The following is a 15,911-nucleotide window of genomic DNA, read 5'->3' as shown; positions in this document are numbered from 1 at the left end:
TGAAAGTAGGGTAGTCTATTCGCACGATGTCTTCCAGGTCTGCGTCACCGTCCAGCGCGCCCCCCTCCAGCGGGCGTATCACCCTGCGGGAGGTGGCGCGTGCGCTGGGCGTCAGCGTGGCCACCGTCAGCAACGCCTACAACCGTCCCGATCAGCTCTCGGCTGCGCTACGTGAGCGGGTGCTGGACACGGCCCGCACGCTGGGCTACGGGGGTCCCGATCCACTGGCCCGAAGTCTGCGGCGGGGGCGCACCGGGGTGATCGGCGTGGTGTACGACGCACCGCTGGAATACGCCTTTGCCGACCCAGCCGCCGCCCTGTTCCTGGGCAGTCTGGCGCAGGCGCTTCAGGCCGCATCCCTGAATCTGCTGCTGCTGGCCAGCCCCGGCGACCCGCAGACCGATCCACTGGCCCCGGTCCAGGGGGCCAGTGTAGACGGCCTGATCGTCTACAGTGCGGCGCAGGACAGCGAACTGCTGCGTGCGGTGCTGGCGCGCAGCCTGCCCACGGTCCTTGTCGATCAGCCTGTGCCGGTGGATCAGGCAGGGCCTGTGGACCGATCCGTGCTGACAGATCAGGATGGTCAGCCAGCACAGGACCACCGCGCCCAGACCAGCGGCGTCCAGATCGACGACGCCGGGGGGGCAAGGCTGGCGGCGCAGCACTTGATCGACCTGGGCCACACCCACATCGGGGTGCTGTGCCTGGAACTCGGTCCCCGGCAAGGGGGCGGCCCGGTAACGCCGGAGCGGGAACGCCAGGTGGCCTATCACCCCACCGCCGAGCGGCTGCGCGGATACCGTGAAGCGCTGACTGCCGGGCCGTCGGAAACCCGGCTGTTTTTGACCGAGGCCGAACGCAACACCCCCAGCGACGGCGAGACCTGCGCGCTGGAGCTGCTGCAATCTGAGCCGGAGATCACCGCTCTACTATGCATGAGCGATGTGCTGGCACAGGGCGCGCTGCGGGCCGCCCACAGTCTGGGCCTGAGCGTGCCACACCGCCTGAGCGTCATCGGCTACGACGATCTGCCGGGCAGCGCCGACCTGAAGCTGACCACCGTCTGGCAGCCCACGTCGGAGAAGGGGCAACGGGTAGGCGAGGCCATGCTGGAACTGCTGGGCGGCCAGACCCCACCAGATATCCGGCTGCCCACCCGGCTGGTGGTGCGCGGTAGCACGGCGGCAAGGGCCACGCCCGACTGACGCTCAGGCCACCCGAACTTCCCCGCTCCCATAAAGCAGCCCACAATTCCCGCGCCGACGACGCGCTGTTCGCCGCCAAGGCCGGAGGCCGAAACCGGCCAGAACTATCGGAGGTCAAGGCGGACAGGAACGTAGAAACCCTCCTGACCTCCGAACTGTTTCAGGATGGCGAATCCACACCCACCTGAGCAGAGGCCCCGTCCAGTGCCTCCGCCAGCGCGTCCCAGGCCAGCAGTGCACACTTGCGGCGAGCGTGCAGCTTGCTGACTCCGGCCAGCGCTTGCAGATCGCCCAGCGACGCACCGGGTTCTGCCTCGCCCATGACCATAGCCTGGTAGGCGGCAGCCACCTGCCGCGCCTCAGCCAGCGTTTTGCCGGTCAAGGCCACCGTCATCAGGCTGGCCGCCGACTGGCTGATCGCGCAGCCACGCCCCCTGAAGCTCAATTGAGAGATCTGCCCATCCTGAACGTCGGCCCAGACGGTCAACTGATCGCCGCAGCCGGGATTGTCACGCGACACGCCCGCGATGCCCGGCAACTCCCCGACGTGCCGGGGCCGCCGCGCGTGATCGTCGATGATCTGCCGGGAGATGGCGTCAGGCAGCACAGCGTTACTCCGGCAGCGTTAGGCGCAGGGCAGCGGCGTGCAGCATCTTGACGCCCGTTTCCAGGCTGTCCTCGTCGATGGTGAATCGAGGGTGGTGGTGCGGCCAGCGGCTGTCCTGCTCATCGCTGCCAGAACCGACGTTGAAGTAAGCGCCGGGGGCCTTTTCCAGATAAGCGCTGAAATCCTCGCCGCCCATCGTGGGCTTGGCGTCGCGAAAGTGGTCCGGCCCCACCGTTTCCAGCGCGATTTCCTTGAGCTGCTCGGCCACCCAGTCGGTATTGATCAGGGCGCGGTAACCAAATTCGTACTTCAGCTCGTAGGTTGCGCCGTGGGCCTCGCACACGCCCTTGACCACGCGTTCGATCAGTTCCGGCGCACGCTTACGCAATTCAGCGTCGAAGGTACGAACGGTGCCCAACATCGTGGCGCGGTCCGGGATGACGTTGTGGGTGGTGCCGCTGTGAAACGAGGTGATGCTGATCACCAGCGGTTCCAGCGCTGCCACACCCCGGCTGACGATGTGTTGCAGGTTGGTCACCACTTGCGCGCCCACCGCGATGGGATCGATGGCCTCTTCCGGGTGCGCGCCGTGCCCGCCCCGGCCCTGGATGGTCAGTTCCAGCATGTCCGGAGAGGCCATGAACGCCCCCGGCTTGACCGCCACCATTCCGGCGGGAAGTTGGCTGCTCAGGTGCAGGCCCGTCACCAGGTCCACGCCGTCCATCAGCTCAGTCTGCATCACCAGTTCTTCCGCACCGCCAGGGCCAATTTCCTCGGCGTGCTGGAAGATCATGCGGACTTCGCCGGGCACCTCGCCAGGATTGCCGGACAGCAGTTTCGCCACGCCCAGCAAAATCGCGGTGTGCCCATCGTGACCGCAGGCGTGCATGACGCCCGCATTCTTGGAGGCAAACTCGAAGGTGTTTTCCTCAGTGATCGGCAGCGCGTCGATGTCGGCCCGCAGCAGCAGCGTGCGCCCCGGCTTGCCGCCCTTCAGGACCGCCAGCACGCTGGTTTCGGTGGGCCGCGTGACTGTCAGGCCCGGCATCTTGTTCAGCTCGGCCTCGATGTACGCGGAGGTCTCATGCTCGTGAAAGCCCACCTCGGGGTTCATGTGCAGATGCCGCCGCCAAGCCACGAGCTGATCGCGCAGCTCCACCGTCCTCTCCTGGGTTGCTGTCATGGGGCTAGCCTAGCGCGGGGGCAGCACCGCCGTCAGCCCACCCGGCAACCATTCATTCATGTGGGACGGCTCAGACTGACCGGATGAACAACAGAGGATAGGCCACCTAGCCTCTTCCGTTCGCTCGCCCCTCATCCAGCCCCACGCCGAAGCCCTGATCGAGCACCGCGTCGTTGTACGTGCGGAAGGCCAGCATGGTCTGGGTGCGGGCGATGCCCTCCACTTTTCGCAGGTGGCCGGTCACCACGTCGTCGAGCTGGTCATATTCGGCCAGTTTCAGGATTGCCACAATGTCCCACTCGCCGGTGACGCTATAAACCTCGCGCACGGCGGGAATAGCCGCGAGCGCCTCAGCGGTCTCCTGCACGCGCTGGCGGTCTGCCTGAACCATCACGATGGCCGTTACCATTTTGAATTCCTCATAAAAGACATTGTGACGGATCAGGAGAGGTAAGGATGGTAGGGGGAAGGGGTTCACCTTGTAGCTATAAATTGAGTGTTATCTAATTATAAAATAGGCTATCCATGCCTTTGAGATGAGACAACTGAAATTATCATTACCCAGTATATCAAAGAGCGGAAATGAAACTTTGTCCCGGTCGTCAGGTAATCTTAGGGGATAGGCTGAGAATCTAAGTACATATCATGAATTTTAATTATTTCCCATATATTCCTGTATAGATATTTTCGACTTGGTTATCTCTAAAGCTATTTTCTTTACCGATCCTACTTAGATAATCATCCGAAAGAGTGTAAGACCCATCCATAGCAGGTGTCGCAATGACAGATATTTGCCGTGAATGAATGATGCCAATACGATTATTTCTGATCTCACACCCTTGAATGCTGGGAGCGAATTTACCGATAGATATTCCACCACTAGTATTGCCGCTCACTAAAGAATTAAAAACAGAAGCATTAGATGTCTCTAGGTTGACCCCAAATTTCTTATTATTAATTAGACTACTATCAGATAAAATCAATCTTCCTAAGCTATATATTCCACTACCAGCATTATCTTCCGCATAAAGCTTCTGAATATTTAGTTCAGTTTCGCTATCTGAGGAAATGCCGGTTCCACCGTTTGATTTGGTTTTAAGGTCATTGATACCTACTCTTGTACGCTCGTATATCTCCATACCCGAACCGTGAGAATTTTGTATAATAATTTTCGCCCCGTTTAAAATAGATGTACCACCCACACATAGGCCGCGCTCGACAGCTCGATCTATCTTCACATTCGCCAGCACACTAGTTGATTGATCAGTAAAAAGTAGACTGCAAGTTGTATCCTTAATGAGTCCTGGTTCGTTAAAATCTATATCACTGAGTGTCACACTACTTCGTCCTTTGGCAAGCAATGCATTGGCACTCCGGTCAAACACAACCTTAGACAGCGTAAGTTGAGCGTTCTCATCGGCGACGATGCCCTGGGTGCGGAAACTGCTGTTCGAGATCGTGAGCTGAGCGTCACCCTTAACCAGATTCGGCCAGCCACGATCATCAAGTTCAGCTTCGCTCAGTTTGGCTTTAGCACGGCCAGTAACGAAGAGAGTAAAATTAAGAGCGCGGTTCTTGATATTCTTGAAGTTGCATTCAGCATCATCCGCGCAAGTCAATGTAGAATTGTTCGATGCAGTATCAATCCCATCAAATCCATCAAGTTCACATTTTGAATCCTCTCCACAATATACTGCATTTATATCAGAATTCCGAACTTTAACAGCAGTGAATATACAGTTGGCATTTTTCCTACAAGAAAAAAGGTTAAGTTTATCAGAGGAGAAGTTGCTTTTAACCTGAACATCACGAGCTGAGCATATTTTAATCTCGCAATAAACGCCACGTCCATTACCATCAAATTCCAGCTTGCTGGCTGTCAGTCGCCCATCGCCAAAGGCAGCAAGGCCAACGCCTCCATTCTTGATAAAGGTTGTGGACTGCACCGTAAAAGTGTCACTTGCCTTCCCGTTGATTCCCTCTGTGCCGTTGCGGGCAAATGTCGAATCCTTGACGCTGATTGCACGGGCATCATCTATCAGAACGCCCTGGTATGCGTTATCAGAGCTATTGACATTCTCCAAAATCGCAGTTCCCACCTGTTCCACCCACAATCCTGATCCACCGCCCTTAATATCCTTTTCAATGGTGGCCCCATTGATTACTACGTCTTTAAGGCTCAGGCTCTTGAGCGCCTTGAAATACAGCACTTCCGCCTTCCGCGTTTCCGTGTGGCGCACCGTGACCCCTTCCAGAGAAAGATTGATCTCTTCCTCGCCGGTCATCACGAAATCTGCCGCGTTTGAGGTAATCACCGTGGATTTGCTGCCATCGCCCACCAGCACAAGATCCCGGTTGACGATGATCGGGTCCAGCAACGCATATGTTCCCCGCGCGACCTTGACCGTGCCACCACGGGCGATCAGGGCGGTTAGCTGTTCACTGTTGCGGGCGACTCCATCTTTTGGCAGGGCCGGGGAGGCCGAGGCCGAACCGCTGGGCGGACTGTTGGTGGGCGTGCTGCCCGCTGCCGCGCCCCGACTGTCGGCCATCATCAGCCCCGGAACACTGACTTTCAGTTCGCTGAGCAGATCGGCTGGACGCCCCCAGTTCTGCTGCGACAATAGCGTCTTGTCTTCCCCCATCTGCCTGAATGTCAACTTGGTAGGAACATAGGCAAGAACGCTCCCGATAAAACCGGCCCCGCCACTGTTTCCCGGATCGATCTTGGCATCGGTCTTGATCCAGCGGTCGCCATTCGATTGCAGGTTCTCGCCGGTAAAGCCACTGACGACCCCCACGGTATTGGTGATGGTAGGTCCAGCAATACCTGGATACCCCCAAACGTTGACGGTGGCCCCCAGTTGAATGGTGTCCCGTTTAGCGACGGCCACATACGGGAAGACTGTTGCAGACGTCACGGGATCTCCGTTGACATCTGACACAATTCGCAACAGCGCCAGGTCCAGGCTGGCACTGGCAATTTCCGTTCGGGCCAGATAACGGGGCGTTGGTGAGGCGGTCGCTGTATCCGAGAGAAAAATTAGCGCAGATTTGGAAACAGGGCTGTCCAGCTTGTTGGGATCCTGGGCCAGGACATGCCAGTTCGTCAGCACGTAACCCCGTGGACTGATCAACGTGCCGGAGCCAGACACTCCCGGCATACCCGTTGGTCTCACTTGGACCACCACGCGCAGCACATCGGCAGTCGAGTTGAGTTTGATCTGGGCCTGTGCCGAGGCCGCCGCCAGCCAGAACATCAGCAACATCAGCAGTGAACGAAGTGGGCTGAAAGGCATCCTGTACATGCATCTCCTCTATGGGGTTCCTTCCCTAGACGGCAGTCAATTAACACTGAGAACTCCAGTTAGAAAGGACTGTAGCGGCGCTTTCCTCCTGCACCGTTCAGACCAACCTCTTTCGACTTTGGAGACGCGTGGGCGGGCCAATTTTCTGGCGACCTGAGTCCACACTTTTGAAGTGAATGTGATTTGATAACGATTCACATTGTGACATATCCAACGCATCGCAATGCGGGCAGCCGCGAGATGCCAGACGTTGTACCGTGGACCCTTCTTGCTGTGCCAGGAACACGTTTATTTCCTCTGCTTGCCGCCAGGAGACCTGCCTCTATAACACGGCTCTCAGAAAGCCAGGACCGACTTCCCCAGGCTCAACGATGATTCCCCCCCGCCTGACCGCTCGTTCGGGGACGTTTCGCCGCTCCAGTCGGCCTATTCTACGGCCATGACCGCCACCTCGCCCGCCCCAGAAACCACGCTCCCCACGGCGCGTGAGCAGCTTCTCAACCGCATTCAGAAAAACATTCCCATCGTGCAGCGCCCTTATCAGGTGATTGCCGAGGAAGTCGGGCTGAGTGAGGCCGAGGCGCTGGAGATTCTGCGTGAGGTCAAGGCGGAAGGCGTGCTGCGACAGGTCAGCGCCATATTCGACACGCGCACGCTGGGCTATCAGAGCAGTCTGGTAGCGGCAGTTCATGACGTGGATCAACTGGACGCCGGAGCGGAAATTGTCAACGGTCATCCCGGAGTCAGCCACAACTACAGGCGAAACCATGATTTCAACCTGTGGTACACGATTGCTGTGCCACCCGAGAGCGATCTGGAAGCGCATGTGCAAAAGCTGCACGAAATGAGCGGCGCGCGCCTGACCCGGCTGATGCCCACGCTGCACCTGTTCAAGATCGGTGTGGAATTTGATATGACCGGAAAGGAAGACTGGAACGCCAAATCCAAGCCCCAGTACACCTCTGAGCAGCGCAATATCGGCTATGAAGTCACCGATTTAGACCGCGCCTTCGTGACCGAGTTTCAGAAAGACCTGCCTGTGACCGAGGAACCCTACGCCGACGCCTGCGCCGCGCTGGGCCTGAGCATCGCTGAGGTGGCCGCGCACGCCGAGAAGATGAAGGCTGCCGGAGCCTTGCGCCGCGTGTCTGCCGTGTTCCGCCACCAGAAGGCAGGCTTTACCTTCAACGCAATGGGCGTGTGGGCCGTGCCGCAGGAGGACGTATCAGAGGTGGGCCGCCAGATGGCCGAATTCAAGGCGGTCTCTCACTGCTACCTGCGCCCCACCTACCCGGAATGGCCCTACACGATCTTCACGATGGTCCACGGACGCAGCAAGGAAGAGGCATTCGGCAAGATCGCGGCCATTGAGGAAGAGGTGGCAAATGGCGTCGATTACGACATCCTGTATTCGACGAAGGAATACAAGAAAATCCGGCTTGAATTTTACAAGCCGGAATTTTACGAGTGGGAGCGGGCGCATCTGGCCTAATTGGCCCGAAAAACGCCCTGCCGCCTACTTCTTGCAGGTCAGGTCAAATTCCATGTTGTAGACCTTCGCCAGTGGCATCTTGGCCTTCTGCAACTCTTTGATGGACTCCGCACCAGGCCGGATCAGCAGGCGCGTCCATTTTGTCGCCGCTCCCTGATTGCCCGTTCTGGTGTGAAGCGTGACGGACGTGCCGGGGAGCAGCGTATCAATCCATGGTCCTACATGGTTGTTGAGAGGATCAGCGCTGGAATCGGTGGCTGCCACGACTTCTGAGGGCGAGAACGCCATGAAATTGTAAAGCTGTTGTCTGGAAGCACTGCTGAGTTTCAGGGTGACGCCAAAGGTGCCGTCCTCATTCCCAGCCTTGACGAGTTGCACGGTGTAGACCCCATTGAATAGGGTGTCACCCACGCAGCCCTTGACCGCCTCGATATTGGAGATCACGCCCCCAGCGGTAATGGCCCCGATGCGCTTCAGATCGCTGGCCTTGAACTGGTAGTACGTCTCGCCGTCTTTTGTGGTGGCGGTGGCCTGAAGCTCCACGCCATTGATAAAAATCTGCTGGGTGGCCTGGGCCAGCGCCGGGGCGCTCAGCAGAGAGACGAGGGTCAGGACAGCCGTTTGCTTTCTCATGCCTCACGGTACGGGGCAGGTGAATGAGAACGCTCATGAGACTTATCACGGCTCACGATCATCACCCGACCAAAGCGCTGGTGCTGCGGTCATAACCTCATGAGCACGCCCTTAGACCACCTTCTGAACCCGCCGCACAAAGAATGGAAAAGTCCACCACAGCCACATCAGTCCCAGTAGCAGCAGAGAAAGGAACGGGCTGAGCAGGGCCAGAATGCCGCACAGTACCCACCAGACGCCGCCAACGGCTGATTTCAGACTGGAGGGCCGGAGCAGGCTACGGCTTTCGGGATGTTGCTGGATCAAGGCCCGGAGCAGGATATAGAAGGCCAGCGACGTGAGCAGATTGGCAAAAGCATAGAAGTCCACGGCAGCGCTGGCCGATGCAGAACGCAGGTGTTCGGCCACGACAGATGTGGGAAACGGCAGGAATGAGATGGTCAGCAGAAAGAAGCCGTTGGTATAGAGAAGCCCGTGGGTCATCCGTTTGACCTGCCCGATGGTCATGTGATGCCCGATCCAGGCGATCAGGATGGTAAAAACGCCAGGACATAGGCCAGATACGAGGGCCAGAGCTGCCCCAGGCCGCGCCACAATGCCGCCGGGCTGGCATGTTCGCCCACCTGTGGCGCTTTGATTTCCAGTACCAGCAACGTGATGGCAATGGCAAAAACGCCGTCGCTGAGGGCTTCCAATCGCTGCGGACTTCTGAAGAACAGGGCCATGCTGCTGTCGGGTGAGGGCATCGGCTTTAAGGTAAAGCATGATTCGGTCCCCATCCGCCTCCCCCACTCCCAATCCGCGCATTCCCATCATCGTCATCGGCGGCTTTCTGGGCGCGGGCAAGACCACGTTGGTCAACCACCTGATCCGCAGCCTGCCGCACCGGCTGGGCGTGATCGTCAATGAATTTGGACAGGCCGGGGTGGACGGTAGCCTGATCGAACGGTTGCAGGACGACGTGACCGAGCTGACGGCGGGCTGTCTGTGCTGCACCGGGCGCGATGACCTGCTGCGGGCGCTGGTGACGATCTCGATGCGTGAGCAGAAACCCGATGCCGTGATCGTGGAACTGTCTGGTGTGGCCGACCCGACGCCCGTATTGGCAACGTTGCTGGAACGCGGGGTGCGCGCGGCCTTCCGGGTCACGACGCTGGTGGCGGTGGTGGACGCCCGCCACGTGTTGCAAACCCTACGCGAACACCCGGAGGCCGCGCGGCAACTGGCCTATGCCAACGTGGTGGTACTGAACAAGACCGATCTGGCCGACCCGGAGGCACTGGCACGGGCCGAAGCGACATTACGCGGCGTCAATCCGCTGGCCCGTGTGATCAGCGTGGAGCGCGGCCAGATCGATGCCGACGCCCTGCTGGCCCGCGACGACTTCGATCCGCGCGTGCTGGACGGCCAGGAGACCGAGACACACGCCCACACACCGGACCTGAAGACCTTCACCCTGCGCGTAGACCGTCCGCTGGATCCCTACGAGTGGCAGCGCTTCATGACCTCGTTCATCCTGGCCCGGCCTGCCGAGGTGTTGCGCGTCAAAGGCTGGCTGGATTTGCACGGCTACCCGCAGCGCATCCTGTTTCAGGCGGTTCGCGATCTGTTCACCGCCGACGCCTGGGACGATAACAAGGGCGGCAGCGAACTGGTCTTCATCGGACGTGGGCTGGAACGGGAGGAGTACGCGACGGCCTTTGAAGCCTGCCTGACCCCTGATCCGGCAGACCTGATTCCAGATTGATGAACCGATCTTGAGCGTGGACGGCACGTCGAAACGGGATGACCAGCCTATGCTCTGGGCATGAGTCTTCTTCCCTGGCAAGCCGATCAGGACAAGTCCAGTTCCGTCGTCGAGGACGCGGTGGTCAACCACGACGCCATTGAGGAACTGGCCGGGAAACTTCAACTGGCCCTGCGCGGCGCGGAAGGCTTGCTGCCAGACGGCGTGACCGATATTTTGCACGGCGTTCCGCTGGGCCACCCGATTCACCCGATTCTGGTGCATCTGCCGCTGGGCGGCTGGATGATCGCCGGGATGCTGGACTTCTTCCCCAGCCAGAAGTCGGAGGAAACCCAGCGGGCCGCCGATCTGGCGTTGACGCTGGGCACGGTGGGCGCAGTGGCCACCATCGCCACAGGCTGGACCGACTGGGCGGGCGCACGCGGCGAGGCCCGGCGCACTGGCCTGATTCACGGCCTGCTGAACGAAACGGCCTTTTTTCTGAACATCGGCTCGATTGTGGCGCGACGTAAAAACAAGCGGGGGCTGGGCAAAGTGCTGTCGGGGACGGCGCTGGGGCTGGCGCTGGCCGGGGGCTTCCTGGGCGGCGAACTAGTCTACCGACACGGCCTGGGCGTGGGCAAGACCCTGGATCACCCGCAGGGCTGAGGCCGCGCCGGCACCCTATCCTCGCGTTATGACCCTGCACCCGGATCTCAATTTCCCCGCCCCCGAGGACTTCGCCCACCTGACGCCGGAGGAAGTGGCCGCCCGCATCAACGGCCCGCAGGGGGACGGCCTGAGCGGCACCCTGGGCGCACGACTGGGCATCCGCTTTCTCAGCGTGACCCGTGACTGTCTGCGTGCGGAGATGCCGGTGGAGGGCAACCTTCAGCCCGCTGGACGGCTGCACGGCGGCGCGAATCTGGCGCTGGCCGAGGAACTGGCGAGCGTGGGTTCGTGGATCAATCTGGACCCCCGCAAGCAGGTGGCCGTGGGTGTGGACCTCAGCGGCACGCACGTTCGGGGCGTATCGGGCGGCGTGGTGACCGGTGAGGCGACGCTGGCGTACCGGGGGCGCAGCGTGATGGTCTGGACAGTGGAAATCAGGGACGGGCGCGGACGGCTGACCAGCCTGGCCCGCTGCACCTGCAACGTGGTGTCGGTGGGGAACTGAGCGCAGATTCGGTGTTGCACTTCCAGCACCCGGGTTAGACAAATCTCCAGAGCTGTCTCGACGCATTTTCGCGTGCAAGTCGGCCCTTTGCCATAGTGGGACATGATGCTTAGACCCCTCCATAAATTGCGCGGCCCTGAATTGCGCCGCCCTGTCGCCCTTCTGTGTGGCCCGCTACCGGGAGCCTCCGCTTGAGCCACGCCGTGAGCAGCAGCAGCCTGGGCAGCGTGCAGGACTTTCTGAACAGCGTCACACACATGAACCGCAATCAGCCAGAGTTCCTTCAGGCCGTTGAGGAAGTGATGGAGAGCCTGTGGCCCTTCCTTCAGGAGCATCCGCAGTACGCCCGGCAAAGCTTGCTCAAGCGGCTGGTAGAACCCGAGCGCGTCATCATCTTCCGAGTGTGCTGGATCGACGACAGCGGCGGGGTGCAGGTCAACCGGGGCTACCGCATCCAGCACAGCAGCGCCATCGGGCCGTACAAGGGCGGGCTGCGCTTTCACCCCAGCGTCAACCTGTCCATTCTGAAGTTCCTGGCCTTTGAACAGACCTTCAAGAACGCCCTGACCACGCTGCCGATGGGCGGCGGCAAGGGCGGCAGCGACTTTGACCCCAAGGGCAAGAGCGACCTGGAAGTGATGCGCTTCTGTCAGGCGTTCATGACCGAACTGTTCCGGCATATTGGTGCAGATACCGACGTGCCCGCCGGGGACATCGGCGTGGGCGGGCGCGAAATCGGCTACCTGACCGGCATGATGAAAAAGCTGACCAACCGCGCCGACTCGGTGTTCACGGGCAAGGGGCTGACCTACGGCGGCTCGCTGATTCGCCCGGAGGCGACTGGCTACGGCACCGTCTACTTTGTGCAGGAAATGCTGGAACACGAGGGGCGTGGGATGGAGGGGATGCGCGTTTCGGTGTCCGGTTCGGGCAATGTGGCGCAGTACGCCATCGAGAAGGCCATGCAACTGGGGGCGAAGGTGGTCACGGTTTCAGATTCGGGCGGAACTGCCGTGGACGAGGACGGCTTCACGCCCGACAAACTGGCAACGCTGATGGAAGTTCGCAACGTACAGCAAGGCCGGGTGGAGGAATACGCCCGGCTGGTGGGAGCGCAGTACCACGCGGGGGCGCGGCCCTGGGGCGTAGCGGTGGATGTGGCCCTGCCCTGCGCCACCCAGAACGAGCTGGACGAGGACGACGCCGCCACCCTGATCAAGAACGGCGTGGTGGCCGTGGCCGAGGGAGCCAACATGCCCTGCACCTTTGAAGCGGCCAAACGATTTGAGGACTCAGGCGTGCTGTATGCCCCTGGCAAAGCCAGCAACGCTGGCGGCGTGGCCACCAGCGGCCTGGAAATGAGCCAGAACGCCCAGCGCCTGCACTGGACCCGCGACGAGGTAGACGCGAGATTGCACGAGATCATGCGCGGCATTCACCGGGCCGCCCTGATCCACGGACGGCGGCCCGACGGCAGCCTCAGCTACCTTCAGGGGGCGAACGTGGCTGGATTCGTGAAGGTGGCTCAGGCGATGCTGGAGCAGGGCGTGGTGTGATGAGCGCAGCAGGTTAGACGACTCCTCTTGCTTCCCAACACCCATATCAGTTACATTCCCCCCATGATCCGCTCTGGCCTCCTGCTTACCCGTCCTCCGGTGGAGTGAACGGCCAGGCAAATATGGCCCGCCCAGTCCCCCGGAGGAGTCCCCTTCGGGGGATTTCTTGTGCCGCCTCTTACCTCAAGTCTAAAAAATAGGAGTCCACATGACACAGCCCCAGAATCAGACACAGCATCAGCCCCAGAGTAATGACCGCATCATCATCTTTGACACCACTCTGCGGGACGGTGAGCAGTCTCCCGGCGTGGCCCTGAACCACTCTCAGAAGCTGGAAATCGCGCACCAGTTGGCGCGGCTGGGCGTGGACGTGATCGAGGCGGGCTTTCCTATCGCCAGCCCCGGCGACTTGGAAGGCGTGTCCCGCATCGCCCGCGAGGTACGTGGGCCGATCATCACGGGTCTGGCGCGGGCCGGGAAGGCCGATATTGAAGCGGCAGCCAGAGCGGTAGAAGCTGCCGGGAAGCCCCGCATCCACACCTTTATTGCCACCAGTCCCATTCACATGGCAAAAAAGCTGAATCTGGAACCCGACGCCGTGGTGGAACGCGCCGTGCAGGCCGTGACGCTGGCCCGCTCCTTCGTGGACGACGTGGAATTCAGCGCCGAGGACGCCACCCGCAGCGACTGGGATTTCCTGAGCCGGATTTTCAAGGCAACGGTGGAAGCGGGTGCAACCACCATCAACGTGCCCGACACCGTGGGCTACACCACCCCCGACGAGATGCGGAAGCTGTTCGCGTTTCTGAAGGCCGAACTGCCCGCCCACGTCATCCTGAGCAGCCACTGTCACGACGATCTGGGCATGGCGGTGGCGAACTCCATCGCGGCGGCGGAGGGCGGGGCGCGGCAGATCGAATGTACGGTCAACGGCATTGGCGAACGCGCCGGGAACGCCAGCCTGGAAGAAATTGTGATGGCCTTTCATACCCGCGCCGATCACTACGGATACACCACGGGGATTCAGACCCGCGAGCTGTACCGCTCCAGCCGCATGATCAGCCGCCTGAGCGGAATGCCCGTGCAGCCCAACAAGGCCATCGTGGGCGACAACGCGTTTGCACACGAGTCCGGCATCCACCAGGACGGCGTGATCAAGGCGCGCGAGACCTACGAGATCATGAACGCCGAACTGGTGGGCCGCGAGGCCGCCGTGCTAGTGATGGGCAAGCACTCGGGACGCGCCGCCTTCCGCAAGGCATTGACCGATCTGGGCTACGCGGATATGCCGGACGACAAGGTGCAGCACCTGTTCGCACGCTTCAAGGATCTGGCGGACCGCAAGGGCCAGATCTTCAGTGACGATCTGCGCGCTCTGGTGGATTCCCGCAGCGACGTGCCACAGACCTTTTCCCTGGAAGGCTTCCAGATTACGTCTGGCATGAACATGACCCCGGTGGCCTTTGTGCGCCTGCAAACGCCGGACGGCCCGATTGACGCCACGGCCCACGGCGACGGCCCGGTGGAGGCCGCGTTCGGGGCCATCAACAAGATCACCGGTCTGTCGCCCACGCTGGAGAGTTACCGCATTCAGGCCGTCACGCAGGGCGGCGACGCGCTGGGCGAGGTCAGCATCAGTGCCCGCCACGGCGAAACGTTGCTGCACGGTCTGGGCGTCGCTACCGACGTGGTGGAGGCCAGCGCCCGCGCCTGGATCCGTATTCAGAACATGATCGTGGCCGGGATGGGGGCCGAGCGGCGGCAGGGAGAATTTGCGCCGGGGCGGATTTGAGACTTAGAGCAGTAGATGAGGCGGAGAGCATCTTGAGTTCTTAAACAACGCCAAAAAAGCCGGACGGGAATCTTTTATCAGTTCCTGTCCGGCTTTTGAACACATCTGGTTTCCTAGCCCACTGGACTGCCCACTCCGCAGTTCATCCTGACGAGTTCAGAGGCAGCTACAGAAAAGACAGCTCACGCTGTCCCCGCCGATCAATTCCACAAACAAGCCACCGAACTCGGTTTCAATGCCAGTTGCGAGGCGCTGACCGGCCAGTTTCTCAGCACCCTGGTTGCCAGCAAGCCGGGCGGACAGATACTGGAACTCGGCACGGGCGTAGGCATGGGCAGCGTGTATCTGGGCTGAGTGAGTGGGCTGATGTTCTGCGTGGATACACTGGGCCAACCATGATTCACGAAATCGCCCTCCTCCACATTCGCCCCGGCCAGACTGCCGAGTTTGAAACCGCCTTTGCCAGGGCGCAGCAGATCATTGCCAGCATGGGGGGCTACGTGCGCCACGAGTTGCAACGCTGCCTGGAAGATGACCACAAATACGCCCTGCTGGTGTGGTGGGAGACCCTGGAAGACCACACCCAGGGCTTTCGCGGTAGCCCGGAATATGGGGAGTGGCGTTCACTGTTGCACCATTTCTACGATCCGTTCCCGACGGTGGAGCATTACGCACGGGTGGACCTCTAACGGATTAGAGATCAGGCGGCTAGAATTCCTCGATCAGCCCGGCCATCACGAAGGGGCGCAGGATTTCCAGCACGGTGCGGGGTGAATCGCCGCTGCGTTCCAGAATGCTGCGGATATCCAGTTCCTGTGAGACCAGTTTCAGGGCGCGGAACTGCGGTTGCGTGACGGGCTGCGCCTCGGACCAGCGGGGGGTAAAGCGCAGGCGGCGCTGCCAGTCAGGGAAGGTCCGCAGCAGCGGCTCCCAGGCGTCGGTTTCCTCGAACAGGCGGCGCAGCGCCGAATCGCGGTGCAGGTGCAGGCTGCGTTCGGGGGCGCTGACCCCTGGCTCGAAAATAAACGAGCCGCTGCTCAGGCTGGCCAGCAGTTGCAGGGCCGGGTCGCCGCTCAACTGGCCGCAGCGGGCGTGGACGATCTCGCCGCGCTCCAGCCACAGTTGACCCCCGCGCACATGGTCCACACTGAGCAGCCCATCGCGGCCACTGGTCAGAAGCATCTGCATGACGGAAAGGAAGGGGAAAACTGCAAGGTCGCCGCGCACCATAA

At 60.8% G+C, this 15,911-nt stretch carries 16 protein-coding genes; 8 read left to right on the top strand and 8 right to left on the bottom strand.

Features of this window, described 5'->3' with window-relative positions; genetic code table 11:
* Window positions 1-26: 26 nt before the first annotated feature.
* The gene (locus tag DAAJ005_RS09205) at window positions 27-1,205 is read left to right on the top strand and encodes a LacI family DNA-binding transcriptional regulator (protein ID WP_151846861.1); all 1,179 of its coding nucleotides are present in this window, start codon (window positions 27-29) and stop codon (window positions 1,203-1,205) included.
* 160 nt (window positions 1,206-1,365) lie between these two features.
* Here DAAJ005_RS09205 and sufU read toward each other — a convergent pair whose 3' ends face one another.
* From sufU to DAAJ005_RS09185, 4 genes are all read right to left on the bottom strand, one after another.
* Complete coding sequence (gene sufU / locus DAAJ005_RS09200; protein ID WP_151846860.1) at window positions 1,366-1,812, bottom strand: Fe-S cluster assembly sulfur transfer protein SufU; 447 nt, start codon at window positions 1,810-1,812, stop codon at window positions 1,366-1,368.
* 4 nt (window positions 1,813-1,816) lie between these two features.
* A complete protein-coding gene (locus DAAJ005_RS09195; RefSeq protein ID WP_151846859.1) occupies window positions 1,817-2,995 on the bottom strand; it encodes a M20 family metallopeptidase in 1,179 nt (392 codons plus the stop codon).
* Between the two features lie 106 nt (window positions 2,996-3,101).
* A complete protein-coding gene (locus DAAJ005_RS09190) occupies window positions 3,102-3,404 on the bottom strand; it encodes an Lrp/AsnC family transcriptional regulator (RefSeq protein WP_151846858.1) in 303 nt (100 codons plus the stop codon).
* Between the two features lie 247 nt (window positions 3,405-3,651).
* Window positions 3,652-6,303 (bottom strand): right-handed parallel beta-helix repeat-containing protein, encoded by a 2,652-nt coding sequence (locus tag DAAJ005_RS09185; protein ID WP_151846857.1) that lies wholly within the window; start codon window positions 6,301-6,303, stop codon window positions 3,652-3,654.
* Window positions 6,304-6,742: 439 nt separating this feature from the next.
* Here DAAJ005_RS09185 and DAAJ005_RS09180 point away from each other — a divergent pair, with 439 nt between their 5' ends.
* Window positions 6,743-7,795 (top strand): Lrp/AsnC family transcriptional regulator, encoded by a 1,053-nt coding sequence (locus DAAJ005_RS09180; RefSeq protein ID WP_151846856.1) that lies wholly within the window; start codon window positions 6,743-6,745, stop codon window positions 7,793-7,795.
* A 24-nt stretch (window positions 7,796-7,819) separates the two neighbouring features.
* Here the strand turns inward: DAAJ005_RS09180 and DAAJ005_RS09175 are convergent, their stop codons facing one another.
* The 3 genes from DAAJ005_RS09175 to DAAJ005_RS09165 form a co-directional block, all read right to left on the bottom strand.
* Window positions 7,820-8,428: a hypothetical protein gene (locus tag DAAJ005_RS09175; RefSeq protein ID WP_151846855.1), complete on the bottom strand. Its 609-nt coding sequence runs from the start codon at window positions 8,426-8,428 to the stop codon at window positions 7,820-7,822.
* A gap of 111 nt (window positions 8,429-8,539) precedes the next feature.
* A complete protein-coding gene (locus tag DAAJ005_RS09170) occupies window positions 8,540-8,935 on the bottom strand; it encodes a hypothetical protein (RefSeq protein ID WP_192930911.1) in 396 nt (131 codons plus the stop codon).
* 20 nt (window positions 8,936-8,955) lie between these two features.
* Window positions 8,956-9,174: a TMEM175 family protein gene (locus DAAJ005_RS09165; RefSeq protein ID WP_192930910.1), complete on the bottom strand. Its 219-nt coding sequence runs from the start codon at window positions 9,172-9,174 to the stop codon at window positions 8,956-8,958.
* 17 nt (window positions 9,175-9,191) lie between these two features.
* Here DAAJ005_RS09165 and DAAJ005_RS09160 point away from each other — a divergent pair, with 17 nt between their 5' ends.
* From DAAJ005_RS09160 to DAAJ005_RS09135, 6 genes are all read left to right on the top strand, one after another.
* Entirely contained in the window at window positions 9,192-10,175 is a 984-nt protein-coding gene (locus DAAJ005_RS09160; RefSeq protein WP_151846852.1) for a GTP-binding protein, read from the top strand.
* Between the two features lie 60 nt (window positions 10,176-10,235).
* Window positions 10,236-10,823, top strand: coding sequence for a DUF2231 domain-containing protein (locus tag DAAJ005_RS09155; RefSeq protein ID WP_151846851.1), 588 nt, complete (start codon window positions 10,236-10,238; stop codon window positions 10,821-10,823).
* Window positions 10,824-10,851: 28 nt separating this feature from the next.
* Window positions 10,852-11,331 (top strand): PaaI family thioesterase, encoded by a 480-nt coding sequence (locus DAAJ005_RS09150; RefSeq protein WP_151846850.1) that lies wholly within the window; start codon window positions 10,852-10,854, stop codon window positions 11,329-11,331.
* Between the two features lie 218 nt (window positions 11,332-11,549).
* Complete coding sequence (gdhA, locus tag DAAJ005_RS09145) at window positions 11,550-12,887, top strand: NADP-specific glutamate dehydrogenase (protein WP_370519820.1); 1,338 nt, start codon at window positions 11,550-11,552, stop codon at window positions 12,885-12,887.
* Window positions 12,888-13,095: 208 nt separating this feature from the next.
* Complete coding sequence (locus DAAJ005_RS09140) at window positions 13,096-14,679, top strand: 2-isopropylmalate synthase (RefSeq protein ID WP_151846849.1); 1,584 nt, start codon at window positions 13,096-13,098, stop codon at window positions 14,677-14,679.
* Window positions 14,680-15,074: 395 nt separating this feature from the next.
* A complete protein-coding gene (locus DAAJ005_RS09135; RefSeq protein ID WP_151846848.1) occupies window positions 15,075-15,368 on the top strand; it encodes an antibiotic biosynthesis monooxygenase in 294 nt (97 codons plus the stop codon).
* 19 nt (window positions 15,369-15,387) lie between these two features.
* Here DAAJ005_RS09135 and DAAJ005_RS09130 read toward each other — a convergent pair whose 3' ends face one another.
* Window positions 15,388-15,867, bottom strand: a complete 480-nt coding sequence (locus tag DAAJ005_RS09130) for a DUF4388 domain-containing protein (protein ID WP_255448055.1) — start codon at window positions 15,865-15,867, stop codon at window positions 15,388-15,390.
* Between the last annotated feature and the right edge of the window lie 44 nt (window positions 15,868-15,911).

This window comes from Deinococcus sp. AJ005 (assembly GCF_009017495.1).
Taxonomy (GTDB): Bacteria; Deinococcota; Deinococci; order Deinococcales; family Deinococcaceae; genus Deinococcus.
Note: the sequence above shows the minus strand (reverse complement) of the source record. Positions and strands in the feature narration are given on the sequence as shown.

Coding starts and splice junctions, on each gene's coding strand:
- DAAJ005_RS09205 (WP_151846861.1), top strand. CDS start 27: ATGTCTTCCAGGTCTGCGTCACCGTCCAGCGCGCCCCCCTCCAGCGGG.
- DAAJ005_RS09195 (WP_151846859.1), bottom strand. CDS start 2,995: ATGACAGCAACCCAGGAGAGGACGGTGGAGCTGCGCGATCAGCTCGTG.
- DAAJ005_RS09190 (WP_151846858.1), bottom strand. CDS start 3,404: ATGGTAACGGCCATCGTGATGGTTCAGGCAGACCGCCAGCGCGTGCAG.
- DAAJ005_RS09185 (WP_151846857.1), bottom strand. CDS start 6,303: ATGTACAGGATGCCTTTCAGCCCACTTCGTTCACTGCTGATGTTGCTG.
- DAAJ005_RS09180 (WP_151846856.1), top strand. CDS start 6,743: ATGACCGCCACCTCGCCCGCCCCAGAAACCACGCTCCCCACGGCGCGT.
- DAAJ005_RS09175 (WP_151846855.1), bottom strand. CDS start 8,428: ATGAGAAAGCAAACGGCTGTCCTGACCCTCGTCTCTCTGCTGAGCGCC.
- DAAJ005_RS09170 (WP_192930911.1), bottom strand. CDS start 8,935: ATGACCATCGGGCAGGTCAAACGGATGACCCACGGGCTTCTCTATACC.
- DAAJ005_RS09165 (WP_192930910.1), bottom strand. CDS start 9,174: ATGCCCTCACCCGACAGCAGCATGGCCCTGTTCTTCAGAAGTCCGCAG.
- DAAJ005_RS09160 (WP_151846852.1), top strand. CDS start 9,192: ATGATTCGGTCCCCATCCGCCTCCCCCACTCCCAATCCGCGCATTCCC.
- DAAJ005_RS09155 (WP_151846851.1), top strand. CDS start 10,236: ATGAGTCTTCTTCCCTGGCAAGCCGATCAGGACAAGTCCAGTTCCGTC.
- DAAJ005_RS09150 (WP_151846850.1), top strand. CDS start 10,852: ATGACCCTGCACCCGGATCTCAATTTCCCCGCCCCCGAGGACTTCGCC.
- DAAJ005_RS09140 (WP_151846849.1), top strand. CDS start 13,096: ATGACACAGCCCCAGAATCAGACACAGCATCAGCCCCAGAGTAATGAC.
- DAAJ005_RS09135 (WP_151846848.1), top strand. CDS start 15,075: ATGATTCACGAAATCGCCCTCCTCCACATTCGCCCCGGCCAGACTGCC.
- DAAJ005_RS09130 (WP_255448055.1), bottom strand. CDS start 15,867: ATGCAGATGCTTCTGACCAGTGGCCGCGATGGGCTGCTCAGTGTGGAC.